23 protein-coding genes are annotated in these 26150 nt (G+C 48.3%); 7 read left to right on the plus strand and 16 right to left on the minus strand.

The annotated features are described in order from the left end of the window. Window positions 1-99 precede the first annotated feature (99 nt). A complete protein-coding gene (locus ACR02O_RS11545) occupies window positions 100-1278 on the plus strand; it encodes a tyrosine-type recombinase/integrase (protein WP_494523422.1) in 1179 nt (392 codons plus the stop codon). Window positions 1279-1281: 3 nt separating this feature from the next. On the opposite strand, the gene ACR02O_RS11550 is transcribed toward ACR02O_RS11545, so the two are convergent. Further along, on the minus strand, window positions 1282-2397 hold the full coding sequence (locus ACR02O_RS11550) for a Fic family protein (RefSeq protein ID WP_494523423.1): 1116 nt from the start codon (window positions 2395-2397) through the stop codon (window positions 1282-1284). Window positions 2398-4066: 1669 nt separating this feature from the next. On the opposite strand from ACR02O_RS11550, the gene ACR02O_RS11555 reads away from it, so the two are divergent. The 4 genes from ACR02O_RS11555 (at window position 4067) to ACR02O_RS11570 (ending at window position 9435) form a co-directional block, all read left to right on the plus strand. Next, on the plus strand, window positions 4067-5113 hold the full coding sequence (locus ACR02O_RS11555; RefSeq protein WP_494523424.1) for an integrase domain-containing protein: 1047 nt from the start codon (window positions 4067-4069) through the stop codon (window positions 5111-5113). Continuing rightward, entirely contained in the window at window positions 5097-5417 is a 321-nt protein-coding gene (locus ACR02O_RS11560) for a hypothetical protein (protein ID WP_494523425.1), read from the plus strand. Before ACR02O_RS11555 ends, ACR02O_RS11560 begins: the two co-directional genes overlap by 17 nt. 149 nt (window positions 5418-5566) lie before the next feature. Further along, window positions 5567-8503, plus strand: a complete 2937-nt coding sequence (locus ACR02O_RS11565) for a UvrD-helicase domain-containing protein (RefSeq protein WP_494523426.1) — start codon at window positions 5567-5569, stop codon at window positions 8501-8503. A 56-nt stretch (window positions 8504-8559) separates the two neighbouring features. Then, window positions 8560-9435 (plus strand): glycerol kinase, encoded by an 876-nt coding sequence (locus tag ACR02O_RS11570; protein WP_494523427.1) that lies wholly within the window; start codon window positions 8560-8562, stop codon window positions 9433-9435. A gap of 81 nt (window positions 9436-9516) precedes the next feature. Here ACR02O_RS11570 and ACR02O_RS11575 read toward each other — a convergent pair whose 3' ends face one another. The 9 genes from ACR02O_RS11575 to ACR02O_RS11615 form a co-directional block, all read right to left on the minus strand. Continuing rightward, window positions 9517-10713, minus strand: a complete 1197-nt coding sequence (locus ACR02O_RS11575; protein WP_494523428.1) for a hypothetical protein — start codon at window positions 10711-10713, stop codon at window positions 9517-9519. A gap of 17 nt (window positions 10714-10730) precedes the next feature. Then, window positions 10731-11261, minus strand: a complete 531-nt coding sequence (locus ACR02O_RS11580) for a deoxycytidylate deaminase (protein WP_494523429.1) — start codon at window positions 11259-11261, stop codon at window positions 10731-10733. Between the two features lie 18 nt (window positions 11262-11279). Next, window positions 11280-11906 carry a YfbR-like 5'-deoxynucleotidase gene (locus ACR02O_RS11585; RefSeq protein ID WP_494523430.1) on the minus strand — a complete coding sequence of 209 codons (627 nt, stop codon included), beginning with the start codon at window positions 11904-11906 and terminating at the stop codon, window positions 11280-11282. Window positions 11907-12021: 115 nt separating this feature from the next. Next, the gene (locus ACR02O_RS11590; RefSeq protein ID WP_494523431.1) at window positions 12022-12219 is read right to left on the minus strand and encodes a hypothetical protein; all 198 of its coding nucleotides are present in this window, start codon (window positions 12217-12219) and stop codon (window positions 12022-12024) included. A 16-nt stretch (window positions 12220-12235) separates the two neighbouring features. Further along, window positions 12236-12748: a hypothetical protein gene (locus tag ACR02O_RS11595; protein WP_494523432.1), complete on the minus strand. Its 513-nt coding sequence runs from the start codon at window positions 12746-12748 to the stop codon at window positions 12236-12238. A 79-nt stretch (window positions 12749-12827) separates the two neighbouring features. Continuing rightward, on the minus strand, window positions 12828-13697 hold the full coding sequence (thyA, locus tag ACR02O_RS11600) for a thymidylate synthase (RefSeq protein ID WP_494523433.1): 870 nt from the start codon (window positions 13695-13697) through the stop codon (window positions 12828-12830). Window positions 13698-13736: 39 nt separating this feature from the next. After that, the gene (gene ung, locus ACR02O_RS11605; protein WP_494523434.1) at window positions 13737-14414 is read right to left on the minus strand and encodes a uracil-DNA glycosylase; all 678 of its coding nucleotides are present in this window, start codon (window positions 14412-14414) and stop codon (window positions 13737-13739) included. Between the two features lie 427 nt (window positions 14415-14841). Beyond that, complete coding sequence (locus ACR02O_RS11610; protein WP_494523435.1) at window positions 14842-15033, minus strand: type II toxin-antitoxin system VapB family antitoxin; 192 nt, start codon at window positions 15031-15033, stop codon at window positions 14842-14844. After that, a complete protein-coding gene (locus tag ACR02O_RS11615) occupies window positions 15014-16294 on the minus strand; it encodes a type II restriction enzyme NmeDI-related protein (protein WP_494523436.1) in 1281 nt (426 codons plus the stop codon). The genes ACR02O_RS11610 and ACR02O_RS11615 overlap by 20 nt, the downstream gene beginning before the upstream one ends. Window positions 16295-16471: 177 nt before the next feature. Between ACR02O_RS11615 and ACR02O_RS11620 the strand changes: the two genes are divergently transcribed. Both ACR02O_RS11620 and ACR02O_RS11625 read left to right on the plus strand, forming a co-directional pair. Continuing rightward, entirely contained in the window at window positions 16472-16738 is a 267-nt protein-coding gene (locus ACR02O_RS11620) for an AbrB/MazE/SpoVT family DNA-binding domain-containing protein (protein ID WP_494523437.1), read from the plus strand. Next, window positions 16735-17130 carry a type II toxin-antitoxin system VapC family toxin gene (locus ACR02O_RS11625; protein WP_494523438.1) on the plus strand — a complete coding sequence of 132 codons (396 nt, stop codon included), beginning with the start codon at window positions 16735-16737 and terminating at the stop codon, window positions 17128-17130. The genes ACR02O_RS11620 and ACR02O_RS11625 overlap by 4 nt, the downstream gene beginning before the upstream one ends. 121 nt (window positions 17131-17251) lie before the next feature. Here the strand turns inward: ACR02O_RS11625 and ACR02O_RS11630 are convergent, their stop codons facing one another. Genes ACR02O_RS11630 through ACR02O_RS11655 form a run of 6 tightly spaced genes read right to left on the minus strand, consistent with a single transcriptional unit; the run spans window position 17252 to window position 26089 of the window. Further along, on the minus strand, window positions 17252-19117 hold the full coding sequence (locus ACR02O_RS11630; RefSeq protein WP_494523439.1) for an ATP-dependent nuclease: 1866 nt from the start codon (window positions 19115-19117) through the stop codon (window positions 17252-17254). Window positions 19118-19127: 10 nt separating this feature from the next. After that, complete coding sequence (locus ACR02O_RS11635) at window positions 19128-20927, minus strand: restriction endonuclease subunit S (protein WP_494523440.1); 1800 nt, start codon at window positions 20925-20927, stop codon at window positions 19128-19130. Beyond that, a complete protein-coding gene (locus tag ACR02O_RS11640) occupies window positions 20920-22032 on the minus strand; it encodes a PDDEXK nuclease domain-containing protein (protein ID WP_494523441.1) in 1113 nt (370 codons plus the stop codon). Before ACR02O_RS11640 ends, ACR02O_RS11635 begins: the two co-directional genes overlap by 8 nt. Next, window positions 22029-23495 carry a type I restriction-modification system subunit M gene (locus ACR02O_RS11645; RefSeq protein WP_494523442.1) on the minus strand — a complete coding sequence of 489 codons (1467 nt, stop codon included), beginning with the start codon at window positions 23493-23495 and terminating at the stop codon, window positions 22029-22031. The genes ACR02O_RS11640 and ACR02O_RS11645 overlap by 4 nt, the downstream gene beginning before the upstream one ends. A 28-nt stretch (window positions 23496-23523) precedes the next feature. After that, entirely contained in the window at window positions 23524-25884 is a 2361-nt protein-coding gene (gene hsdR / locus ACR02O_RS11650; protein ID WP_494523443.1) for an EcoAI/FtnUII family type I restriction enzme subunit R, read from the minus strand. After that, entirely contained in the window at window positions 25877-26089 is a 213-nt protein-coding gene (locus tag ACR02O_RS11655; protein ID WP_494523444.1) for a helix-turn-helix domain-containing protein, read from the minus strand. The genes hsdR and ACR02O_RS11655 overlap by 8 nt, the downstream gene beginning before the upstream one ends. Between the last annotated feature and the right edge of the window lie 61 nt (window positions 26090-26150).

The following is a 26150-nucleotide window of genomic DNA, read 5'->3' on the forward strand; positions in this document are numbered from 1 at the left end:
TAAGTTACAAATTTATTGTCCAGCTTGGTTCTATAAAATATACTCAAATCCAATGCCGAAAGTAGGGTAGGAAGTAGGGTAGGATTTATGAGTCGGATTTTGAATAAGCTGAATGCACGCAAGGTTGTGACTATCAAAACTCCCGGATATCACAGTGATGGTGGTGGTCTTTACCTACAGGTTAGTCCGACACTTTCAAAAAGCTGGATTTTCAAATTTGTCAGGAATAAAAAGGCTACCGAGATAGGTCTGGGTAGTTTTGGCGATATTTCGCTGGAAGCAGCCAGAGAGCAAGCAGCTGAATACCGAAAGCTGCTCAAGCAAGGTCTGAATCCTTTGGTGGAAAAACGGAAAATTGAACGCGAGCTTCACTTGTCGGTCGCCAAGTCAATGACATTTGCAGAATGTGCCGCCGCTTACATTGAGATAAATCGCCATGGTTGGAAAAATCCTAAGCATGCTCAGCAATGGTCCAATACCCTAGAACAGTACGCATATCCAACCATTGGCAAACTACCGGTCACGGAAATCGATACGGCACTGGTTGTTAAATGTCTTGAAGGAATCTGGACGTCCAAAAATGAAACGGCCAGCAGATTACGAGGTCGCATCGAGACGGTGCTGGATTGGGCGACTGTAAGCAAATATCGAGAAGGTGAAAATCCGGCTCGATGGCGTGGTCATCTTGACAAGATATTACCTAAACCATCCAAAGTTCAAAATGTCGAGCATCACGCTGCATTGTCTTACACGGATATAACGGAATTTATTGTAAAGCTAAAAAATCAACAGGGTGTAGCCGCGCGATGTCTTGAATTTACGATCCTTACCGCCGCCCGAACTAATGAATCCATCGGCGCAACTTGGGATGAAATAGATGTTATCAGTCAGACGTGGACAATTCCCTTCGAACGGATGAAAGCAAAGAAACCTCATCGAGTGCCCTTGTCTCCTCGCGCAATGGCTATCGTTCAGGAGATGAGCTCACTCAAAACTAATGAATTTGTGTTTCCTGGATTAAAAAGAGGTTTGTCGAATATGGCCATGCTGCAACTATTAAAACGCATGGGCCTCCCGGAACTGACGGTTCATGGATTTCGATCTAGCTTTAGGGATTGGGCCGCTGAAACAACCCATTATCCCAATGAAGTAGTTGAAATGGCTTTAGCTCACACAATTAAAAATCAGGCGGAGGCGGCGTATCGCCGAGGGGATTTGATGGAAAAGCGATCGCAGCTTATGGCCGATTGGGCCAGGTATTGCGAACAGGCTTATTAAAATTTAAGGCAATGGCTCGGTTAAATTCAAATAGTAGCGTGTATGTTTTCGTTCGCCCGTTCTAATCAATGCTCCCTTGGCGACCAGATCCTGCAGATCGCGAGTGGCCGTTGCTGAAGGCGCCCCGGTGATGCTGCGATATTTGTCCGCACTCAATCCGCCAGTGAAGCCATCCGGACCTTCTCGAAACATTCTGGCCAAGGCTTTTTCCTCACGCTCATTCAGTTGCCCGCGTACGCGGTCATAGAGCTTGGTTTTTTGAATCAAGAAATCGATCCATTGATGGGTGTATTCCTGAGCGGCCATCACCAATTCGGCGAAATAAGCCAGCCAGTCAGTTACGTCGATCTGCTTGTTAGCCAGTTCCAAAGCGTTGTAGTACGCATTGCGGTGGCGTTCGATGGTAAATGCCAGAGCGATTAATGTCGGTTGCCCCAGGCATTGGGCTAAAGCCTTTTCGGCAATTGCCCGACCGATGCGACCGTTGCCGTCCTCGAACGGGTGGATGCTAACGAAATAGAGATGAGCAATCCCGGCGCGCTGTAAAGCTGGCAAGGGCGTTTTTCCGTCGGGTGCCGTGCGATTAAACCAATCAATGAACAGATCCATTTCCGTCATCATCTGGCAGGACGGCGGCGCTTCGAAATGGACCTTTGGCGCATAAATGGGACCTGAGACAATTTGCATTGGGTCGTCGTGTGTTCGATAAAAACCGACATCCTTTAAGTCGCTGCGACCGGCCGTAATCCAAGTGTGCCAGCTATACAACTGCTCATGAGTTAGTGGGGTAGCAAAATGCTGGTACAGATCGACCATAACTTCCGCGATGCCTTGCTCGGCCGGCGGGACTTTTCGATGATCCGTGATTAAACCGAATTGGCGGCAAATCGAAGATTGCAGGCTGTCCCGGTTCAGATATTCACCTTCAATAGCTGACGTTTTTAGGGCTTCATTGCTGATCAGCTCGATAGTCAACTGCCGTCTGTCGTCTTCGGATAAATGCTTCACCGCGCCGAATGATACGCCGGCGCCAAGCAATAAGCGCTTTTCAAAATCGTCCAGCTGCGACGCTTTATAGGTGAAGTGCGGCCAATCCGCCAGTTGCCAATTCCAGATCATGATTAATACAAAATGATTATATCGATCACTAATATAGCATTTTATGATCTATAAAAGACCTGTTTAAACATCACGACAGACTGTAGTGCCTCTCTGGGCAAACCCGAGCGCAATAACTGTTGAACTTATAGTGAAGTGAGATTACTGGTATTACCGGTGTTACCGCCAAATCTGGCTTGGGCTGCAGAGGATATGTCTCTTTAATACCAAGTAATACCGGTATTACTCGTGGAGATTTCTATAAACCTTATCTAGGTTGAGAAAGTCTGTGTTTTCTTCGAAATCGAATTAACCGATCTTGGTGCCGCCTCAATTTTCACGGGCGAATCACCCGAAAATCATCCTTGTCGTTACTGCTGAAATGTCCAGTAAAATCCAACGCTGTCCAGCCGGAATTCGCCTCATAAACAATTGAAATAAAATGAAAAAATCATTTGACAGCGGCTTAATTTCAGCCACAAAATAGCTCCGCACGTAGAACTTTTCGGGACGAAATTTTCATAGACTGCGCTTCGGCAGTATAAAAAGCGAAGACGTCCCAGCTATATAGTCCCTAGTGGGATGGCAGAGGAACGCCGTTGGATGTACTGTGTCCGTTGGGCCTTAGGGTCATGCGTCCACGCTTAAATTTATTTTTGGTGCAGATGGGGCGTTGAAAACGCTCTATCTGGGTCGGCAGGGAAAATGCGCCTTGATGAAAGGCGTGGTCGTTGTCGATAGTGAAGCAATTTTAAAATTCATCAATGATCGTCTGCCGATCGCTGATTAATCAAAAGCGCCTTGATGGCGCAAACCATTAGACCGCGCGAGTATAGTTTCGAAAGGTGGTGTTGCCGTTGCGCGTGTGCAGACGCGCAGAAATTTTGTCTGGAACACCGGTTCCGCAAAATGGATACTGAAAGGTCGTTTGACCAATTCAGTGGTGGCAATCGTTCGCTATGGTTTTATATCAATCGTCCCCATCTGGATCGGCGTCAGGCGACTGCCTGCCCGCCAGAGTAAGGCGGTTGAACCTCTCTAAAGAATCCCGACCTCCCGTTTTCTGATCGACCTGTGCCACCGGCGGACGCTTTTGCCGGCGAAGCAGTTGGCTCAGTCATGTGGATTCGATCCGGATTCCCTTCCATGTCATACCCGGTCGTTCAAAAAAACGCTCTCAGGTAAAAGCCCAATCCCGCTGTTTCGCCGTTTCTAAAAAACAGAAACAGAACGGGATTCAAGCATTTCCATCAAGTAAATCAACCGGATACCTGCGTAACCGTCCCGGGTTTTGCCGGGTCAGTCTGTCTCGAACGTGTAAGGGGCCGAGTTTAGCGTCGCAAGTGGACGCTGAATGCGTCTGGCCAGCACCCCGAGTTCGTTACCGACCGACAAAAATTACTCGCCCGCGCAGCGAGTCATAAGCCGCGCAGCTCACACTGGGTATACACCTCCGCCGGGTAGGCAACCCGTGCGTCAACACTCATCGTCATGAGTTTGGCCTTGTATACCGAAGTGGGGTTGGAGCCGGGGTCCCCCGCTCATGACGAAAGAAAAACCTGTTTTACCAAGGCCGCCCCGGCTCCCTTGTTCAAAGCCGACTGCTGATGCGCATGGCATTGCCCATGAAATCAGTGCCAGTCCGCTTTGGACAAGGGAGTCAGTTGTCCACTTTTATCGGAGGTTAACCATGTCAATCGATCGACCTGACAAATACCAAGTAAACCAGACTGACCTATGCGCGTGTGTCAGTCCTTTTGATAAACAAGCGCCAAAACCATTGTCGGCGAGTCGAAAGCGCGGCCGCAATCTCGGCCTGGGCAGTCGCAACCTGACCCGAGCCGGAAAAACCTGCGCCCATCAATCGGGCAAGGCCTTTTCTACGCGCGGCACACTCGCCGAGCGCTGGTCGGTGTTTGCCAAATGGTTGGAACAAACTCAAGGCATCAAACGCATGCAGGACATTACTCGCGACCATGCGATGGCCTATGGCCAGGCATTGAAAGCACGGGTGGAACGTCATGAATTGAAAGCCTCGACCGCCCAACTCTATGTCTCGGCAGTCAACAGCATCATGAAGTCGGCAACGCAAGGCCAATGGCTAACGGTCAGTCCGACCCGGGATTGCGGCATCCCTAAAAGGCGCTACATTCCGGCAACCAGCAAGGCTATGCCGCAGGCGCAGCACGACCAGTTGCAAACCAGCGTCGACGATGAACACATTACCGTGTTGCTGAATCTGCAACGGACATTAGGTTTGCGTTTCAAGGAATCGGCCTTACTGGATGCACAAAAAGCCTGGCGCCAGGCACAACGGGAATGCCGCATCACAGTTTTTAGCGGCACCAAAGGCGGCAAACGGCGCCAGGTGCCGGTCTCAGCAGAAGCCTTGGTGGCATTGAAAAAAGCAGCCAACTTGCAGGACGGACCCTCGATGATTCCCGCCAATCTGCGCTATGTCGATTTTCGCGACCATTGCTATCGTCAAGCACAACAACAGCACTTTCATTTTCACGGCCAGCGCCATCATTATGCCCAGCAGCGTTACCAAGCATTAACCGGCGTCCCGGCACCGATCAACACCGATACTGCAAAATCGGCCTGGCATGCCTACATGGCAATGCAGCTTCACATTGACGAAGCCACCGCCGAAACACTGGATCACCGCGCCCGAAGCATCCTTTCACAGGAACTGGGCCACGAGCGTCTGGAGGTGGTGCGTGTCTATATTGGTTAAACAGATCCACGCTCTGGCCCACCACTATGTCCGCCAGGGTTCCAAAGTCCATCGCCGCTTGCAGGTCGGACGGATGATCAAGTTCGTGGAATTTATTGAACAGACTGAACGGCCGCATAACCTGCACGAAATCGGCAAACGCCATGTCATTGCCTTCTGGAAAGCCCACCGCGACCTGGCGCCAAAAACCGCCCATGCCTATTGGTTGGCGTTATGTGTGATTTGGGAATGGACCGACAAACCAGGGCAGCCGCCCAAGCCACTGTGTACTACCAAACCGATTACGGATGCCGGAGATGAGTAAAATCGCTATCAAAATAGACGGTCTAAATCCGTTTGCGTCTGTTTTTACTTTGCTTTCACCGGCTTAAAAATGCTAGTTTCGTCTTTTTGGCCACTCTCATTACTTGGTAGTGCTGACTCGGCAAGCGGATTTAAATAAATTAAGGATATATGCAGACGCCAACGCCTAACCACTTACCACATTACCAACTGAGTCAATGGGCCAAGTGGTTTGCTAACGATCGCCGCTTTCACGCCTTTGCTCTCGATCAAGAAACGCTGGTATTGACGGATAAGTTTCAAAAGAAACATAAACACCACGTACTGAGTATTCAGCCCGCTATTGGCGTCGAATCCGGTTGGTTTTGGAATACGTTGGTGATTTCTCAAATAGATGGCCAGACCTTACGCTTTGGCGGCGTCGATAAAAAGCAGTCGGCATTGTTACAAGTATCGATGAAACACCACGTCAATCAACGCATCCAGCGTTTCTACCAAGAGTTTGCCCCTGCCTTGATACAAGCAGCCCAAGAAGCCAGATTGATCTTTTCCGGCCAGCATTATATTCGCCGTGCCTTGGCGGCTCATTGGATTAAACGCCATGCTACGTTAGCGGCGGGCCTGAAGCGTCCTGATGGTTTACAGTATTTGCCGAGCGAGTTGCATCAAGACTATCAGCATGTTCGTCCGTTAATAGACAACATGGATGAGCAGATCACCCGTTTCAATCAAGCGTTTATCGATCAACAAGCCCAGCTGTTCAGGCATTTTTTTGATCAGGTCGAAACCAATCCGCTGACCGAGGCGCAACGGAAGGCTTGCATCATCGACGAGCAGCACAACCTGGTACTGGCCGGCGCGGGTACCGGTAAGACCAGTACCATGATCGGCCGCGCCGGTTATTTGATCAAAGTCGGTCTGGCAAAACCCGAACAGATTTTGATGCTGGCGTATGCCCGCAAAGCTGCCGAAGAAATGGGCGAGCGCATCCGGTCGAAATTAGGGATTCAAAACCTGACAGTGAAAACATTTCATAGCCTGGGTTTAGACATCATTAGCCAGGTTGAAGGTACCAGGCCAACCATCGACAAAATGGCCGAAGACGATACCTTGCGAGCTGCGTTTGTCGATAGTCAAATTCAAAGCCTGCTGGACGATGAACGCTATCGCTCGCGGCTGTTGACCTATTTTCTACGCTTTGCCTATCCCTACAAAAGCCAATTCAATTTCAAGACTCTGGGTGCCTACAACGCGTACATCCTCGAAAACGATATTCGTACGCTGCAAGGCGAACTCGTCAAAAGCTACGAGGAATGCGAGATTGCCAATTTCTTGTATCGACAAGGCATTGCCTACCAATACGAAGCCAATTATCAGGTCAATACCTCCGGCCCGGACTACCGTGTCTACCAACCGGATTTTTTCCTACCGGCTTACGGCATTTATATCGAACATTTTGCGGTCAACGAGTTTAATCAAACGCCACCCTTTATCGACCAAACAACCTACCTGGCCGGCATGGCTTGGAAGCGGGCTTTGCATGAAAAATATCAAACTCCGCTGATCGAAACCTATAGCTACCTGAAACAACAAGGGCGATTGACGGAGGTATTGAGCGAAAAATTACTGGCTGCCGGGGTTCGGTTCAAACCCTTGCCGCAAAACGAGTTACTCGACCAACTGAATCAGCTGGGCCGTGTATCGGAGTTCAGCAAACTGATGGCGCAAATCCTCAGCCTGTTCAAAGCCGCTTACCTCAGCATCAAACAACTGGTCGAAAAGGCGGACAAGCATGAAGACCAGGAACGCATGCGCGCCGCCGCGCATTTATTTGAACCCATCTACCAAGCCTACCAGCAACGGCTGCGCGACAACGCCACCATCGATTTTGACGACATGATAGGCCGTGCAATCGAATACGTCGAAACCGGACGCTTTTCATCGCCGTACCGATATTTGCTGGTGGACGAGTTTCAGGATATTTCCGCCAGCCGGGCACGCTTACTGAAAGCCTTGATGGCGCAGCAACCGGAGGCCAGCTTATTTGGCGTTGGCGACGACTGGCAATCCATATACCGTTTTACCGGCAGCGATGTCGCACTGACCAAAGACTTTCAAGCCTACTTCGGCGACACGGCAACCAGCGTGCTGGATCAAACCTTTCGCTTCAACAACAAAATCGGTGAAGTGGCGTCACGTTTCGTCATCAAAAACCCCAGCCAGATCGACAAACAGATTCGTAGCCTGCGGCTTGTCGAGCAGGCTGCCGTATCCCTCATCAAAACCGATCAGGATTTAACGGGCATACAGGCGGCACTCGACGCCGTCGCCGGCAAGGCCAAACCATCTGCCAGCGTGTTGCTATTAGCGCGCTTCAATTTCAAACGACCCGATATCGCCGCCTTAAAGCGCCGTTATCCCCATCTGTCACTGCAATTCATGACTGTACACGCCTCCAAAGGCAAAGAAGCCGATTACGTGATCGTGTTTGGCTTGGAGAAGGGCGAACACGGCTTTCCGTCAGAAAAAGCCACCCATCCATTGCTGGAATTGTTGCTGCCTCAAGCCGAAGCCTTCGCGCATGCCGAAGAGCGTCGCCTGTTCTACGTGGCTCTGACTCGGGCAAGGCATCACGTCTATTTAGTCACCAACGGCCTGAACCCGTCGCCGTTTGTCAGGGAATTAATCGACGGCGACTATGCCGTTACGGTCGACGAATTTACCGGACCCGGCTTTCAAGAGCAGATCGCCGATATTCCTTGTCCAGCGTGCAAAACCGGATGGATGGTGCACCGAGATAGCCAGTACGGCAGCTTTTTTGGCTGCAACCAATATCCACTCTGCAATCACACGCAACGGGCTTGTCAATGGTGCGGCGGCGGTTTGAAAACCCAAGGCCGCTTTCGCGTGTGTGAAAATCGCCGTTGCGACTTTGTCGAACCGATCTGCCCGCGTTGCCAAGGCGCCATGGTGTTGCGCAAAGGACCGCATGGCCAATTCTGGGGCTGCTCGCATTACCGTAAAAACGCGGCGTTTTCCTGCTCTCATACCGAACAATTTATCGATCTACAGACCGCCAAGGTCAAATCAACCGTCAACGCCGCTTAAGAGCGGCTCCGGGCATGGTCTAAACTTTGTTCCGATCTAACTAGAGAACTACAAAGATGAGTGAAGAAAAACGCCTATCCACCACCCAACTGGCCAAATTGCGCGGCGTGTCTCAAGAGCAAATGTTCGGGCAGTTGACTGCACTGGGCCTAATCGAAAAACAAGAAGATAAATGGCAGTTAACCGACGCTGGCACTGCGGCCGGCGGTGTCTACCTGACTGGTAAATATGGCCAATACGTCGCCTGGCCCGAGGATTTCCAATTGCCAACCGCCTCTGCCAAACCGGAAGCGGCTAAGCTGCTAACCGCCACTGTGCTGGGGCAACACTTTGAACTGTCCGCCAACAAGATGAATTACATCCTGTCGGAACTGGGCTGGATTAAAAAAGGTTTGAAGGGCTGGTTGGTCACCGAGCAAGGATTGGCGATGGGTGCCGAGCAAGGTGAAGACAGCCGCTCCGGTATTCCCTACGTGCGCTGGCCGGAAAAGATCACCCGCAACCGGGCCTTGAAAGACAATGTCGATAACATGAAAGGTGTCGATAAACCCAAGACCGACACCGACAAAATGGACAGCTTCCGCCACAAATTCGAAGCTACCCACCGTACTACCGACGGCCACTTCGTCCGCTCCAAGGCGGAAATGCTGATCGACAATTGGTTGTACATGGCGGAAATCGTCCACGCCTACGAACGCAAACTGCCAATCGAAGAAGAAATGTACTGCGATTTTTACATCCCCACCGGCAAGGTTTATATCGAATTCTGGGGCTACGAAAACGACGCCAAATACCAAGCCCGGAAACAGGAAAAACTCGCCATTTACCAGAAATATAATTTCAACCTGATTGAACTGACCGACAAGGACGTGCTGAATTTAGACGATATTTTGCCGAGGTTGTTGTTGAGGTTTGGGGTGCAGGCGTATTGATTACCTGTAAAAAACGATTAAGGCCAGAGTGGCGATACTGGGGCCAATGAAATCGCATCAAGATAGAATTCTGCCGTAGAGTTATTGTTCTGCAATATATAGGTCAAACTTCACATCCTGGTTTTTTAATGTAACGCCTTTTTTTATCCATGCAGTGACTTTAACTGATTGGTAAATAATTTCGGCATCTTTCTTGGTAGCCACTAGTTCAAGCCTGTAATCTACTTTATCTCCATCAGTCATTAGGAACAGGCTTGGCTCATTCTTGTATTCTTTGCCAAAGACAATTGGAAAGGTAATCTCCGCAGAGCTAAGTTTCTTTGTAAAAGTTATATGCTTTTGTTGCGGACTAATTGCCTTTGGTGAAATAAGACTCGAAATGGTCTGCTGATTAACGGCCAATTGTGTCTCTAGTCGCTTTATATCTAGCTTCTCATTTAACAATTCTATTTTATGTTTCTGGTCTTCTAATTTATCGTTGAAATCCCATACACATGTAATTCCCCAATAAACAGCTCCAAGGATACCAACAATACCGATGTCTTTTAAATAATCCATTATATACAATATAATGGATTGCATATTTAGCCAATCATAATCCTCCCGTTTGTTTCTGCTTGGAAAATACGCTTTATGTTCGTCATTTTCAACATCTTTCCAACTTAGACTTTGTGGTTTAATTTCAACATCCGGACAATCCTCATCGAATTCGTGAAATCTAACTTTACAAATTTGATCCCTGAATTTAAACTTTTTCTTAGATCGTGTCGGATTAAATAAACCAATCTGGAGTCTACCCCTCCAACCCGGATCAATTGTTGTTGAAATATGGGGCAAACCAATATCGGTATTACGGACAGTTGCATATAATGAGGCGCCAATTCTCTTATTGACAGTTATATCTTCATTTGTACCAATGACAACATTCTCACCAGGGTAAAATATAAGGGAGCCTTCCTTAAATACATTTAATATGGTCTGCTCTTTCCTTTTTTCAAAAGGGCGTTTGAAACATGGTAATTTATCAAGTACCATTCTAAGTACGCTTCTGTGTTCAACCATGGCAAACGGTCCTACCGTTAGCCTAAGGCAGTCAGGATCGAGAGAGCTAACAAACAATTTCCAAGCAGATGATTGTTGATCATCACCTAATGCAGGGTTATAGCATACCGCGTAATTACCAGGAGTTCCGTCAGGTAAACAATAGTAAGAGATATTTATGGAATGATTTTTGACTCTCTGGATAATCTCATCCTTGGATAGTATTCGGGCGCTCATGTTAATTTTTAGGTGGCTTAATTAAAAGAAGACAGGCCGGTATTTAAAAGATTCTCAAGGAAGACAGCGTCTGAAATTTCCATATCCTTGTAACATTCCGATTTTACATTGGCTTGTGTAAACATAAACTCCACTGCCTGATTGTATTCAGCATGAATCTTATGCAATTTTCGGTTTAGAAATACAACGTTCTTTATTCCAACTTGGATAATTGCTTGGGCACAGGTGTTGCACGGGAATTGAGTTGTATAGATCGTTGCACCTTTCAAATTATGGGCCATACAGTTATAGATGGCGTTTTTTTCGGCATGGACGACATAAGTATGTTTTGAACTTAAAATATTATCGTCATTATCATCCTGCCAAAAATTCGGATCGTCATCGCTACAGCCCGCCGGTAATCCATTGTATCCAATACCAATTATTTTCCTATCTGGGTCTACTATGCATGCGCCGTTCTGGGTCTTCTTGTCTTTCGAGCGGAAAGAAGACAACACAGCTATAGACATAAAATAAGTCTCCCAGGACATATATTTTTCTTTTTTCATGCAGAAGCCTAGTATCTCTTATTCTAAATAAAGTCCATCATGTACTGTTAATATGGTTTCGAAATCAGATATAACCTGATCGGTAAACAATATTTTGCATCCAGGAATAATGTTCAAGATTCGTTTAATATGCCCCAGCTGGTTCCGAAGAACCTGCACCAGCATAAAAATATTGTCTTTTGATCTTTTGTACTCGCTCAACGCATAGATTATATACCCTGTCCTTTCTATAAACTCGAAAATGATCGTATTGCCGGGTTGGTCGGGACATCTGTACTGGCAAGAGTATATTTCAAGCAGTCTATCTTTTATTTGCTCAGGGAACTTGCTAATCTGTAGCTGATACGACTCGAGTTCCTGGTTAGGGGTTTCTTCCGTCTTGTTCTTGTATATTGTGTCGCCCACGCCAATTTCGCCAAAATCATGAAGTGCCGCACAAGCGAGAATTTTATATGGGTCGTAGCTAATTGAAGGCGAATCGTTACTCAGTATTTCCAGCACTAAAATCGTCAGTACAACCGTGGAGAAGCTATGTTGCAAATCGTTTTCTTTAGTTGCCCCTAGTTTTACGTAATGTTCCCACCTGAGAACACTTTCAAGGCCTGCAATGGTATTTCTTAGGAAATCATCTATATCATCTAGCATAATGGATGGGCTTTTTTCTCAGGTGTGTCCAAATAAATGTTCTCACCTAACCAGTAACAGTGAGCAGTGGAATAATTTTCTTTCTTTGGGGGGGGCTCTAATGACCAAAATTTAGTCATTCAGTGGGTGGCTTAGGTTTCTCGAAACGTCTTTTACCATGAAATCTGGCGAAGCAATCAAGGCTGCAAAACAGCCCATCACTAAACGATCCGCTGCCAACAATTTTAATTCCTTCAAGACTTTTTCCACAAAATGCGCAATGTCTGGTTTTAACGCTCCAATCTATACGAGATTGCTCACTTTCTCCATTCATCTTGTTCTTCCTGATATTAAATATACTCTATACATATTTGCTTTTCTGGGGAGCTGAATATCCAGAATCCCGCTGCCATTTTTTGTACGCCGGCGATAAGTTTATTGGTATTTACTTCGACTGGATGAACTTCTTCCGGATCTATAAGAACCACTGTGTTACCAATGTTGTTTAATGAACCAACCAGACTAACATGACCTACACTTTTCCCTACTCCAAATACAGTTGCGTAATCGTATCCAACGATAATATCGTTGTCTAAATTGATATTGTCCTGCATGAATTCAGGTATAGCATTGCCTGGTACTGATGACAATTTTATAAAATCAAACCAAATATCAATACCATTAGACAAGATAAATTTCGATAAATTATCACTCGAGTTAGGATGAACGCCCCATTGCTGCTCATCCTCGCTGATTTCGGCCATTGGGTATACTTCTTTCATTGCAAGAGGTATTTTGAGTCCAAGAGAATAAGCTATTTCCTTCTGGTCAAATGTCCGGAATCCTTTACGTTTGAAGATCATATTTAGACACGCCGCAAAGCACATGTATGAGTCGGACTTCTCAATTGTGTACGAGTTTGTACTGAAATTATTTACCATACTATTGTGGATATAACGAGCCTTTTCCAGGATTGCCCTGCGGAGATACTTCAGCAGGTACATAATCAGCATGGACATAATTTTTTAATTCGAAGTCGCTAAACTCATATGAGAATATATCGTCTGGTTTTCTTTTGAACTCTAGGGTGGGGGTATTCAGGATTGGCTTATTGAGTTGTTCTCTAACTTGATCAACGTGATTTTCATAAATGTGGACATCACCACCTACCCAGATAAATTCTTTTGCTTTACAACTCAGTTGGTGGGCTACCATGTGCGTAAGCAAGGAATATTGGGCAATATTAAAAGCTACTCCGAGATATGCATCGCATGAACGTTGTGTAAGCATCAGGCTAATCTCGTCATTACATCTATAAAACTGCAATAGAATGTGACATGGCTTAATTGACATTAAGTTAAGATGATCCGGTCTCCATGCGGTCACCATATGGCTTCTTGCTTCAGGTCGATCACGGAGTGAATCCATCACCTCTGCAATCTGGTCGATTTCGTTTTTGCCACCATAGTGTGACTCCGAAACATTGGGGTCAATTTTCCAATGCCTCCATTGGAAACCATACAAAGGTCCTATTACACCGTTTTCGTTGGCCCAAATATCCCAAATCTTGACACCATGTTTTTTTAATAAACTTATATCTTGCGAGCCACTTAGAAACCAAAGCATTTCGACGGCTAATGATTTGAAGAAAACCTTTTTGGTAGTCATCATGGGTAATTTATTGTTAGTCAGGTCAAATCTAAGTGGCTGCGCAAACAGTTCATACCGACCTTCTTCTTTTTCTGGTTTTCTATAACTTCCTTCGCTAAGAATACGACTTAGCATATCAAGATAACCTTGTTCATTATTCATTTATTTTTCCTGTGTTTAACTATATTTAAAATGTAACTATTATATTTTCCAGTTTACTGGTTCTTTATCGGCAGATATAAGAAAATCGTTTATCTTTGAAAAAGGTTGGCTACCAAAGAAACCTTTGTAGGCAGAAAGTGGAGAAGGATGTACTGATTCAATTACATAATGTCTATTTCTATCAATTTTTGCTCCTTTCTTCTGGGCATGACTCCCCCAAAGAACAAAGACAATACCTCTTGTTCTGGTATTTATCTTATTGATTACATCATCAGTAAAGGTTTCCCACCCTTTATTAGCATGGCTACCCGGTTTTCCTTTCTCTACTGTTAATATTGAGTTGAGTAGTAATACACCTTGTCTAGCCCAAGCCCCCAAATATCCTGAGTCGCATCTTATTTTCATATCGCTCTCTAGTTCTTTGTATATATTCATTAGCGATTTTGGTAGTTTATAGACATCAGGTAACACTGAGAAAGCTAAACCATGGGCATGCCCCGGTGTTGGGTAAGGATCTTGTCCTATAATTACAACCTTCAGTTCAGACAGCGGAGTATTATTGAAAGCGGCGAATATTTCGTGGTTTTTTGGGAAGACCTCTACATTCAGACTTTGTTCTGCATATAAGAAGTCTTCTAATTCCTTCCAATATTGCATTGAAAACTGATCACAAAGCAATTCAGTCCATTTGGGATCGGTTAAAAACTTACTTAACATAAATCTTGTTTTTCAATGGCAGTATGTAATTTTTTTTGAGACTCTATGTTCTAATTAAGAAACCCATTTTCAATTCAGATTGTGCGATTCTAAGAAGTACAGTCTATTTAAATGCGATATGTGGTAATTTTAACACCGATAGTGCTCTTAGCGTTTAGCGATGCAACGAAATGCACGTAATCAACCTGGGGCAACGATGTTAGATAAGCCACACCAAAGCGTTCGGCCAGTCTCGCCAAGGTCAACGTATTCGGTTACAGCTAACGCCTAATCCAACCTACGTGGCTGTTCGGTGCGGAGTTCGTATAGTAGACTAATTCCGTAATAATCAGCGGGTGAATCAACGTCAAATCGGAAACAAGCAAGCGCACCAAGTCTTGGCTACAATTTTTGAAATGGCTAACCCAAACCGAGGTGTCGACCAATATCATGCAGACGGTTCGGTTTGGCCGCGTTCTCGGGGAATATCGGCCATATCCGGCAGGGTTCCGCCCAAGGCTGCCAAGCGTTTAGCGGCCTGGATCCGTACGAAGGTTTTCATCGCTTCCCAGAAGATTTCGGCCTTTTCTATGTTCGGGTCGACCGTTTCCGCCGCGAACTTACTCCGAACTTTCCTCATATTCCTCAATAACCTTGTCCGACAAATGGGCCAGATGTTTCAACTCGCCGATTTCGATGACATTGTCGTAAGACAGATAGGTACACATTTCCGCCAGCGCGCGGCCCTCCAATAACGAGAAGACAGGGCGCTGTATTTCCTGCAGGACTTTTTCGCGTTTTTCCGCGGGCGCGACGATGTGCAATTTGATGTTGATGTTGGGCTGCAAGGCGACCAGGTCAGCCATCCGTAAAAGGCCGGAATAAACCGAGGTGGTGTGTTCCACTTCAAATGCACGGACTATCGAGCGGTTGCGCAGCCAAATCACGTCGATTTGTTCGATGGTTTTCATCGTGGTGGCGTCATAGCCTAGCGGCAGTTCGTCTACCAGTTCACCCGGTTGTGCATGCCAGACTTTCAACACCCGCCCACGGTCTGCTCTCGGCAACCAGATAGTAAAGCCCATTAGCGTGCCAATCTTGGCGATTAGCCCTTGGATTTGCATTGACTCCCGCACCGATCCGGCATCATCTGCGGTTTCGGTCTCGTCGTCGGGAACGGTGGGTACCGTGACGCTCACTTTCTTATCCGTTCTTTTGACAGTGTGTTGTCCTTTCCAAAGCGCCTGAATTGCTGGCAAATAGAAGAATCGGGTTAGCGTTCTGGCGGAGCCCTGCAGACCTTGGGCTCTAAGGCTTTCAAGAATAATGGCATTGGTCGCGGTAATGCGCGTACCTATCGAGGCCGTGTCCCAATCAAACGGCACTGGCAGATCCAAAAACTCGATGATAGCCCGACGGTCATTGAGCGAAATCATCGACAAATTATTGATCGGGTCGTAGGCGGCCAAAAACGCGCCGACGGTATTGCCGCTCGGTCCGGTCAGATTGTTGCGCTGACCAGCGTTGATTTTATACAGCTCATCAATGAGCAGTGCATTACGATTCGGCTGCGCTTCGCCGAGTATTTGGTAAACCAGCGCGCCGAGTTTTTGATTGGCGTGAAACTCGTTAAACATCCGCCGCCATGCGCCTTGCGGCACCATCGCTTTAGCCACTGCTTCGCTGTTTTTGGTATTGCCTTTGCCGTTTCGATCCAGGATGCGGACAATGTCATCACAGTCCGAATCAGAAATCGACGCAGTATCAGCCGACAAAATTCGTTCGTTCCAAAACTGCTTGAACTGTTGGCTTAAGGCTAGCCAGGTGTTATCCATGGCCTGATTGTCGTAACCGGCCAGGAAGGCTTGGTACAGTTCTGAAAAATTGTGCTGATTATTCATCGTGATGGTTTTGGCTTTGATGATTCTCGGTGGTTAGTCTTATAAATCTGCTCCCATTCAAACCACATGGAGCCGCAAAATCTATCCATAGATAACGACATCACCCCAAACTTGTCAACGAGTCATCACCAGCGGATAATTCGGCTTACTTTTCGACTTACTCAAAGGAGTATGCCAGTGTCTACCGCCACGATTACCCTATCCAGCAAGGGCCAAGTAGTCATCCCCAAGGAAATACGCGAGGAATTGCATTGGGAAGCCGGCATGGAACTCACTTTGATTGCCAATGCCTCCGGCGTTACATTGAAAGCGGTGCCGAAGAAATCCGGCCGCAATTTGGCCGACTTGATCGGCATGCTCAAGCATGACGGGCCAGCACTTTCCACTGAAGCCTTATGCCAGCCGGTAGACCTCAACGAAGAAGACAGTTCGGATGCCTCATGATCGCCTTTGACACCAACCTGCTGGTTCGGGTGCTGGTGGACGATCATCCGGAACAGGTCGCCGTGGTTCGCCAATTGATTGCCAGCGACAGTATTTTTATCTCGCGCACCGTTCTGCTGGAAACCGAATGGGTTCTGCGCGCCCGCTACAAGAAAACCCGCGACCAACTCAGCGCATTTTTCTCGGCGCTATTGGAAGTAGACAACACCGTCGTAGAGGATGCCGAGGCCGTCAGCCATGCCTTGGAATGGTACGCACAAGGCGCCGATTTCGCCGATGCCCTGCATCTGGCGGCTTGCGGTAAAGCCGTGATGCATACCTTCGACCGCGATTTTTGCAAGTCCGCGCGCGACGCCGGTGTCACGCCGGAAGTGCGGGTTTTACAGGTTTGAGATAAATACTCTTGGAGTCCGGTTGGCTTGGCACGGATCACGAAATAAACAATCCAATGGCTAGTCATGTTACCCAAGGTACGAATCTGCGTCAGCCCGTTGGTTTCGTTTTCATAGTGGGTCATGTCGCGACACCTCCAGCGCATTTTGATTTGATGAACTCAAAGACTGGCCTAAATGGCTCAAAGCAAGCATCGTCTAGCGTCGGCACGACCGCTTTGGCGAAAGCTGTTTTATCTCGATCAGACTTGAAAACGACTTTGGTGCCGCCAACACAAGGCTCTTGATGGTAGTAGTCAGCGGTCGCTGGTTGCCCGTAAAACAAGTGTTCGATCTCACAACAAGATTCACCACCAAATGTCTCACCGGTCGTGGCATTCCGGATGACCTGTTTTCGAATATCAGCGTGAACCGGGATAGGTAACATCACTGCGTACGATTCACCATGCGCCCACTTCTTGATCAATCCTCTGTATGGATCGTTGGCCGTCACGTCGCCATTTAGGCCATTCCATTGGTCGTATGCCTTGTCGAAGTCGAACAAGGCAAACACCGGCAAACCGCCCATCTCGCCATGAATTCGACTGTCGGTCAGCAGCTGATTTATGTAGGTACAGCTGAAAGCGTAGAAAGGAATGAAAGGCATATCCTCCTCGTAGAGCTTATACCACGCTTCTTTGAGAATGATCGGGTCGGTGCTGCCCTCGGTGAACAGCACAGGCTTCTTTTCAATTTGGACCGCATTGATAATGCTGAGTAACTGCTCTTGCTCAGAATACCTGATCAAATCAGAACTCAATTTCTTGATCGCAATAGCCTTCGGCAAATCGTAGCAATTAGTCTGATTGTCTTTAATGTCGAAGAACTTGATCTTCTTCTTGTCGTGTGGAATCAACGTCACCGCACTGTGGCTACTCATCAACACATGATTCTTCTTGCTGGTTGTGTCCGTTATCTCAAACACCTGCTTCAAAAAGCCGAACTGCCATTCCGGGTGCAGAAAGGCATCCGGCTCATCAAGTAATGTGAGACAGTTTCGATCCTTGAACAGCTCGACGATGGAGTAGATGTACACCGACTGAAACTGGCCATCGCTGAAGTGGGCGATGGTGGCATTCAGTCCGTTATCAAGAGTGAGCGGGATGGAGATGTCCGCCAGCATGCCCAAGGTTTTCAGATTGTCGAACTGGCGAAAGACGTCCGAGACAGACTCATCGCGGAGGCGCTGCTGAAACAGTTCAACATCAAGCACTATTCGGTAACGGTCATCTGCGGCGTTGTACATATCACCGTGATTGAACTCGCCTCTGATACAGCCAATCAGCTTATCGAGAAACTGCCGCGTAATACCTTCCGCGCCCCAGTAATGCGTCTTGGGATCGAAGGCTTCAATTTCAAATTTCTTGTTGGCGAATAAAGGGCGATTCAGTACTAGTGTTACCTCTTGCGCGACAGTGGCGATACCGAGTTTGCTGCAAATAAATTCCCGCGCCTTGTTATCCGCCTTTTGCATCAGCAACACCGCCAGCAACAGGGCTTTGTATTCCGGGCCGATGCCGATAAAGCGGCGGCTCTCTTTGAAATCCGCTTTCTTGATGCGTTTGCTGAAGGTCGCCTCGTACTGCCGCACAAGATCTGCCACGGTGCTGTTGTGGCCGGAATAATAGATCAGCACATTGACTGGCAATGGCGTTTCGCCGAGGGTTTTGCGCTCGCTGCCGTTGAACGTCAGCTTGCCGGCGCTCCAGCCAATCTCGGCTTCTGTGCCCTCGATTTCGTATTTGATAGTGTAGTCAAAACCCGGATCGCCTTTCTCCTTGTCGAACTCGTAGAGGTGGCGAAATATCAGGATCAGCGCCTCGAATAGGTTGGATTTGCCGCTACCATTTTTGCCGACGAAGACATCGATGAAGCTGCTGCCGTCAAAGCTCAAGGAAAAGTCCTTGAGGTTTTTGTACTGGCTGAGGGTGAGCGATTTCAGACGCATGGCAACTTCCTTACACTTGCGCCATCACGGCATCGAGCAGTGCGGTCTGCTTGCTGATTGCGGCGTCGATTTGTTGTTCCAGAGTGTCGCAGAGTGCCATGAGCGAGTCGATTTTGGCGACGATGCGGTATTGTTCGGCAATTGGGGGAAGTGGGAAAACATATAGTCGTACACTGTTTGCCGATAGGTTTGGTTGAGCAGAGCCATTGTCGAATCTGAAAATCTGGCTTCTACCTATTGGACTAGTTAAATATCGGTAAATATATCGTTTCGAGCACGGATAGAATGGCCGAATAATCATTAGGGATGATGCAATTGCACCTTCAATATAAGGATCAACAATTGCAGTTTTTCCAAAAGTTGCACCACGTAAGCAATACACCAAATCTCCTGGCTCAATTTTGCCACTATTCAGGCTGTCAAACTTTTCACGCGTAATGAAATGCATATATCCTTGTGTCAATGTCCCATCTGGTTCAATGTGGCCGGTATTTATCCACGGAATACCCTCAGGTACATATTCGTCCCGGTTTGGATAGTTTTTTCCACGATCACCATTGATGAATTCACCGATCTCGCCTAGCCGTACCCACTTCCAACCACTTGGGAGTTCATATGGCACTTCTTTGGATTCGATTTCTGGTAAGGGCTTGGGCTGTTTGATCTTTCCTTCCTTCATCAACCGCTGTTTTTCTGCTTCGATTTCCTTCAATAATTCGCTGGCGGGTGGGTCGTTGGGGTCTTGGGGGACGAGTTTGCCCATCACGGCGAGTTGCAGGATGGCTTTGCGCAGTTCGGCGACGTTGGGTTTGACGGCGTAGAGTTCGGCGAAGTGTTGGGTAATGAATTGCCAGGCTTCGTTTAAGCTATCCATGCCGTCGTCATTCCCGCGCATACCCTCAAGGGCACGAGAGCGGGAATTCAGGTTTTCGGCGGTCATGGATTCCCGCCTGCGCGGGAATGAGGCTGTGGGTGATATTAGTCGGTTGATTGCGGCGGCGTGAACGGAGATGCGGCGCTGTTCGCGTTCGGCGCGCAGTTTTTCCAACTCGTCGCAACGCGCCATCAGTTGGTCGATTTTGGCGACAATGCGGTGTTGTTCTGGGAGGGGTGGCAGAGGAAAAAGAGTCGAGACAATCTTCTCTCGGGAAATGTTTGGTTGTGCAGCACCTGCGCCTTGAGAAATGAAATACCGCTTCAACGAGGCGATAAGGTTCAATAAATATTTTTCGTCAAATGCTGTATACGTATTACAGGCACACACTGCCTGATTGGTTGTTGCCTCTATATCTAAAATTCCTACTTCGCCAATGTTAGCACCATACATGGCAACCAATACCGAGCCTTTTGGATTCAACGATAACGAGCACTCTGCCAGAGCAAGCGCAGTAATCGATTCTTCCGTTTGCGCAATTCGGCCTTGCTTCACCTCGCCGGATTTAACCCAAGGGATGTTGCCGCCATAATATTTACTATTGGTTCTACTGGGCGTAGAGCCAGATTTCCAAACACCAATTTCGCCAAGCCGCACCCACTCCCACCCCTGCGGCAGCGCATACTGAACTTCCTCCGGCTTGATCTCTGGTAATGGTTTTGGCGCTTTGATCTTACCTTCATTAACCAGTCGCTTTTTCTCAGCCTCGATTTCATTTAGCAATTGGCTGGCAGGTGGATCGTTGGGATCTTGCGCCACCAATTTACCCTGCATCGCCAGCGTCAAAATCAGCTCGCGCAGTTTTTTAACGCCGTCCGGCGCAGCAAAGGCGGTGTCGAAGTGTTGTTCCAGCAGTTCGCGGGTGGCCTTATTCATCGCGTCCTTCCAATTCGCGTTCTATCTGCTCGATGCTGGGCAGGCTGCTGTGCAGGGTTTCTGGCAGTGCGCGGGTCAGTTCAAAGCTGGAAACGCCAATCGGGGTATCCACGCCCCGCAGGGCGTATTCTGCAAGCACTCGATTGGGTTGCTGGCACAGAATCAGACCGATGGTAGGTTTGTCGGTTTCGTGGCGTAGTTGATCGTCCACCACGTTGCAATAAAAGCTCATCTTGCCAGCGTATTCGGGCTTGAAGTCGCCACGCTTGAGGTCGATGACCACATAACAACGTAATTTCAGATGGTAGAACAACAGGTCGATGTAGAAATCCTGGTCGCCGATATCGAGGTGATATTGGCGACCGACAAAGGCAAAACCTTGCCCGAGTTCCAATAGAAACTTTTCCAGATGAGCGATGAGGCCGGTTTCCAGTTCACGCTCATGAAAACCTGCAGAGAGCGTCAGAAAATCGAACAGGTAAGGATCTTTGAGGGTTTGCTGTACCAAATCCGAATCCGAATCCGGTGCGGGCAGGCGCAAGGTAAAGTTGCTGGTGGCGTTGCCTTGTCGCCGGTGTGCGGCAGTTTCAATCTGCATCACCAGGATGTTGCGGCTCCAGCCATTTTCGATAGCTGCACGCATATACCATTGACGGATGCTGCGGTCTTTGATTTTAGCCATAAGTTCGGCATGGTGCCCCCAGGGTAAGGCGAGAATCAGTTCCGAGGTAAAAAGTGCCGCAGACGGTGGCACTTTTGTATGAGTTTCTGTTAGTGCCACAGGCTGTGGCACTAATTTCAAATCAGCTATCAGATCAGGATATTCGCGGTAAAAAGCCAGCATGCGTTTGATATTGCGTTCGGAGAAGCCTTTTTCTTCAGGTAACTCATTATGAAGATCGCGAGCTAACCGTGGGATAACCGCTGTACCCCAGCCTTCACGTTGCTGACGAGCATCAATCAATGCGCCGATGTCCCAATACAGGCGGATAAGTTCAGCATTGACTGCCAGCATGGCGCGTGTTTGTGCGTGACGTACGCGCCGCTTGATGTCACCAAGTAGCGCCGCGTAGTCGGTAGGCAGAAGGTCGGGTTGATCGCTCATACTTCGCCACCCAGCGCCTGCATCAGCTCGGCTTTGAGCGCCGTTTGTGCCTCGGTGAGCTGACGGCAAATTTGCTGATACTCGGCCAGCAGTTCAGCGGGGTCGCGGTGGTTGATTTCCACTTGATGCGGATTTTTGCAGTCGAGGTTGTAGTTGCGGGCGGCAATGTCGTTAACCGACACTTTCCAGGCTTGCTCCGTGACTTTGCGACTTGTGCGTTGTGCGCCGCCCCACCAGGCTTTTTCCAGATCAAACTCGGCGATCGTCAGCGGTTTGCCGCGTGAATAGGATTTGTAGCCCTCAGGGTAGGGATGCTCAAAAAACCAGACATCCTGCGTCGGTTCGCCCTTTTCAAAGAACAATAAATTGGTGTTGATGCTGGTGTAAGGCGCAAACACGCCTTTGGGCAAACGCACGATGGTATGCAGATTGAATTCTTCCAGCAGTTCCCGCTTGAGGTTGGTTTTGGTGCCTTCGCCAAACAGGAAGCCATCGGGCAACACCACGGCAGCGCGGCCGGTATCGTGTTTGAGCAGGTACATGATGAGCGCCATGAACAAGTCGGCGGTTTCGCGGGTTTGGTATTTGCGCGGGAAGTTGTTTTCGATGCCGTCCTCTTCCATACCGCCGAACGGCGGATTGGTAATGATGATGTCCACCCTATCCTTGGGACCGTAATCTTTCAATGGCCTGCTCAGGGTATTGTCGTGGCGGATGTTGGTGGGTACGTCGATACCATGCAACATCATGTTGGTCATCGCCAGCATGTGCGGCAGCGGTTTTTTCTCGACGCCGTGGATGCTGGATTGCAGGGTTTTCAGGTCGTCGGCGGTTTTGACCTGCTGCTTGAGATGTTCGATGGTACAGGTCAAAAAACCGCCAGTGCCGCAAGCCGGGTCGAGGATGGATTCGCCGAGTTTGGGTTCGAGCATGTCGACCATGAATTGGGTGACTGCGCGTGGCGTATAGTATTCGCCGGCGTTACCGGCGGATTGCAGGTCGGCGAGGATTTTTTCGTAGATGTCGTTAAACAGGTGGCGGTCGCTGGACGAGTTGAAATCGACATCGGCCTGGATGGTGTTGATAACCTGGCGCAGCAGGGTGCCGGATTTCATGTAGTTGTAGGCATCCTCGAACACGGAACCCACTACCTTGCCGTGCGGCGATACACCAGCAGCGGTGGCCAGACGTTTTAAGGATGGAAACAGGTCGTTGTTGACGAATTCGATCAATTCTTCGCCGGTGATGCCTTCCGGATTTTTAGCCCAGTTCGACCAACGGAAACGGGGTTGCAGCGGCGATTGGTAACCGGGAAGGGTGAGTTGCCATTCCTGTTCCTTGTCGTCGAAGATTTTCAAAAACAGTAACCAGACAATCTGACTAATGCGTTGGGCATCGCCGTCGACGCCGACGTCTTTGCGCATGATGTCTTGGATGGATTTGATCAGGGTTCCGATGGGCATTGCGGGTTTTGCTCCAAAAAATTAGCCGTTATGAAGCATAAAGTGCTTGCTCCAGGTCGCAGACCGCTTGCTGATATTGGTCCAAACCGCCAAAGGCGCGGATGATTTCCAGCGGGGTCCCGAACTGGTTAAACGGGGAGATGGTAAGAATTTGGGTTTCTTCGATGTGCTGGATGCCTTCGTCGGCATATTTATCAAGCAAGGCTTCCAGAACCCGACGAGCTTGGTCGCCGTAGCGGGTGAAGTAGTTATTCTGTTTAACTTGTTCGGCGCGCTGTTTGCGGGTCAGCGGTGGCCGATCCCAGGCGACATGACAAACCAGATCGAACGGGTCACAGTCGCGACCGATTTCATCAGCCAAGGCATCGAAGAATATGCCTTGATTGGCCAGTTCGTCGATGATGGCTTGTTTTTTGGCGCTGCTGCTCCAACGGCGAAGAAAGTCGTCGAGTGAAGCAAATTCCTGCGCCAAGGTCTTGCGTGTGTAATCTTTCAAGGATTCGGTGATCAGCTTGCCGTTGGCATCGAAATATTGCACACGCTCTGCGACTACTTTGACTTCAACATTGGCGACGACATAACGGCGCACGGTGCTATCGTCATCTTCCGGATCGGGTTCGGCTACGCCGGGCCGGCTTGGATCGTTGCCCCTGCCTGGATAATCACCACCTGGAACATCATCTTCCGGCGGTACTGGTGAATCACCAGGGTTTTGCGGTACATAGATTTGCACTGGATCGCCGTCGAAATCCGGATCGGCGAACAGTTCGGTGGCTTTGCGAAAATCGATGATGGTGAAGTAATACTTGTCGTAATCTTCGTTGATGCGGGTGCCACGACCGATGATTTGCTTGAATTCGGTCATCGATTGGATGCGTTGATCCAGGACGATCAGCTTGCAGGTTTGGGCGTCGACACCGGTGGTCATCAATTTGGATGTCACCGCGATAACGGGATATTTGCTTTCCGGGAAGATGAAATTATCCAACTCGGCTTTGCCTTCTTCATTATCGCCGGTGATGCGCATGACATATTTTGAGTTTTGCGCTACCAGATCGGCGTTTTCATTGGCCAAGGCCTGCCGCATGCGTTCTGCATGATCGATGTTTTCGCAGAACACAATGGTTTTATCGAAACGGTTGGTTTGCTTGAGAAACTCGGTAATTTTTTTTGCGACCAGTTGGGTGCGCTTTTCCAACACCAGGGTTTTGTCGAAATCTTTTTGGTTGTAGATACGATCTTCGATTTCGTTGCCATATTTATCCAACATGCCTTTATCGGGACGCCAACCAGCCAGATCCTTGTCCAAGTCAATGCGCACCACTTTGTACGGTGCGAGAAAACCGTCATCAATGCCTTGCCGTAGCGAATAGGTGTAAATAGGCTCACCGAAGTAGTCGATGTTGGACACTTCCTTGGTTTCTTTTGGTGTGGCTGTCAGGCCAATTTGAGTGGCGGAGGAGAAATATTCCAGAATTTCTCGCCAGGCCGAATCAGCGGCTGCGCTGCCACGATGGCATTCGTCAATCACGATTAAATCGAAAAAGTCCGGGCTGAACTGTTTGTAAATGTTGCGCTCTTCTTCATTCCCGGTAACCGCTTGGTACAGTGACAAATAGATTTCGTAGGATTTATTGGCCTGACGTTTCTGGATTTTGGTCATGGCCGAGCCGAATGGCTTGAAATCGTTAGTCATGGTCTGATCGACCAGAATATTGCGATCGGCTAGAAACAGGATGCGGCGTTTAGATTTGGATTTCCATAAACGCCAGATGATTTGAAACGCGGTAAAGGTTTTGCCGGTACCGGTAGCCATGACCAGTAGAATGCGGTTTTGTCCTCGCGCAATGGCTTCGATGGTTTTATTGATGGCCAGTAGCTGGTAATAACGAGGGGTTTTGTTGCCACCGTCGCTAAAATAGTCCTGTGTAATCAGCGTGTTTTGTTGGTCATTTAGCCCAAGATGTACAGTCCACCACTGCCAAAGGGTTTCTACGGACGGAAAGTCAGACAACGTCAGTTCGCGTTCTATGATGCCGTCTTTGGCGAGTTTGTTATGAAACAGAAAACCGTCGCCGTTGCTGCTGAAAACAAAAGGCACTTGTAACATCTCGGCATAACCGAGTGCCTGTTGCATGCCGTCGCCAACAGTGTGGTTGTTGTCTTTGGCTTCAATGACCGCTATCGGCAAATTGGGTTTGTAGAACAACACATAATCTGCGCGCTTGTGCTTAGCGCGAGTATGCAACTTACCCCGAACGATGATACGACCTTTAGTAAGTGGAAACTCTTCGCGGATCTGGGTTGCCAAGTCCCAGCCGGCTTGTTCCAGTGCAGGCGTGATGAATTTACTGCAGATATCGCGCTCGGATAGCTGTTTTTTATTCATCAATCAACGCTCCCTGTTGTCTTTTATCGTTACAAAATTGCTCGAATTGCCGCTGTGCCAGCTTTGACGGTGCGGTTTTGCCATTTTCCCAGCGATTGACCGTAGCAAAGCTGACGCCCAGGGCTTGGGCTAATTCATCCTGACTGAGTTTTAACTGCTGTCTAACAGGCTGGTGAAAAACCCGCCGATATTTCCCCTTACCCACGATGTTCGTGATTTTTTCGAGTTGAAATCGGTCATGACATCGAGTTTCAAGCGTTTTGCCC

This window comes from Methylomonas sp. PHL2-19 (assembly GCF_059331595.1).

Coding starts and splice junctions, on each gene's coding strand:
- ACR02O_RS11550 (WP_494523423.1), bottom strand. CDS start 2,397: ATGATCTGGAATTGGCAACTGGCGGATTGGCCGCACTTCACCTATAAA.
- ACR02O_RS11625 (WP_494523438.1), top strand. CDS start 16,735: ATGATCGCCTTTGACACCAACCTGCTGGTTCGGGTGCTGGTGGACGAT.
- ACR02O_RS11630 (WP_494523439.1), bottom strand. CDS start 19,117: ATGCGTCTGAAATCGCTCACCCTCAGCCAGTACAAAAACCTCAAGGAC.
- ACR02O_RS11635 (WP_494523440.1), bottom strand. CDS start 20,927: ATGAATAAGGCCACCCGCGAACTGCTGGAACAACACTTCGACACCGCC.
- thyA (WP_494523433.1), bottom strand. CDS start 13,697: ATGAATAATGAACAAGGTTATCTTGATATGCTAAGTCGTATTCTTAGC.
- ACR02O_RS11645 (WP_494523442.1), bottom strand. CDS start 23,495: ATGCCCATCGGAACCCTGATCAAATCCATCCAAGACATCATGCGCAAA.
- ACR02O_RS11590 (WP_494523431.1), bottom strand. CDS start 12,219: ATGAATGGAGAAAGTGAGCAATCTCGTATAGATTGGAGCGTTAAAACC.
- ACR02O_RS11610 (WP_494523435.1), bottom strand. CDS start 15,033: ATGAGGAAAGTTCGGAGTAAGTTCGCGGCGGAAACGGTCGACCCGAAC.
- ACR02O_RS11575 (WP_494523428.1), bottom strand. CDS start 10,713: ATGAGCGCCCGAATACTATCCAAGGATGAGATTATCCAGAGAGTCAAA.
- ACR02O_RS11615 (WP_494523436.1), bottom strand. CDS start 16,294: ATGAATAATCAGCACAATTTTTCAGAACTGTACCAAGCCTTCCTGGCC.
- hsdR (WP_494523443.1), bottom strand. CDS start 25,884: ATGAATAAAAAACAGCTATCCGAGCGCGATATCTGCAGTAAATTCATC.
- ACR02O_RS11580 (WP_494523429.1), bottom strand. CDS start 11,261: ATGAAAAAAGAAAAATATATGTCCTGGGAGACTTATTTTATGTCTATA.
- ACR02O_RS11585 (WP_494523430.1), bottom strand. CDS start 11,906: ATGCTAGATGATATAGATGATTTCCTAAGAAATACCATTGCAGGCCTT.
- ung (WP_494523434.1), bottom strand. CDS start 14,414: ATGTTAAGTAAGTTTTTAACCGATCCCAAATGGACTGAATTGCTTTGT.
- ACR02O_RS11640 (WP_494523441.1), bottom strand. CDS start 22,032: ATGAGCGATCAACCCGACCTTCTGCCTACCGACTACGCGGCGCTACTT.
- ACR02O_RS11565 (WP_494523426.1), top strand. CDS start 5,567: ATGCAGACGCCAACGCCTAACCACTTACCACATTACCAACTGAGTCAA.
- ACR02O_RS11570 (WP_494523427.1), top strand. CDS start 8,560: ATGAGTGAAGAAAAACGCCTATCCACCACCCAACTGGCCAAATTGCGC.
- ACR02O_RS11595 (WP_494523432.1), bottom strand. CDS start 12,748: ATGATCTTCAAACGTAAAGGATTCCGGACATTTGACCAGAAGGAAATA.
- ACR02O_RS11555 (WP_494523424.1), top strand. CDS start 4,067: ATGTCAATCGATCGACCTGACAAATACCAAGTAAACCAGACTGACCTA.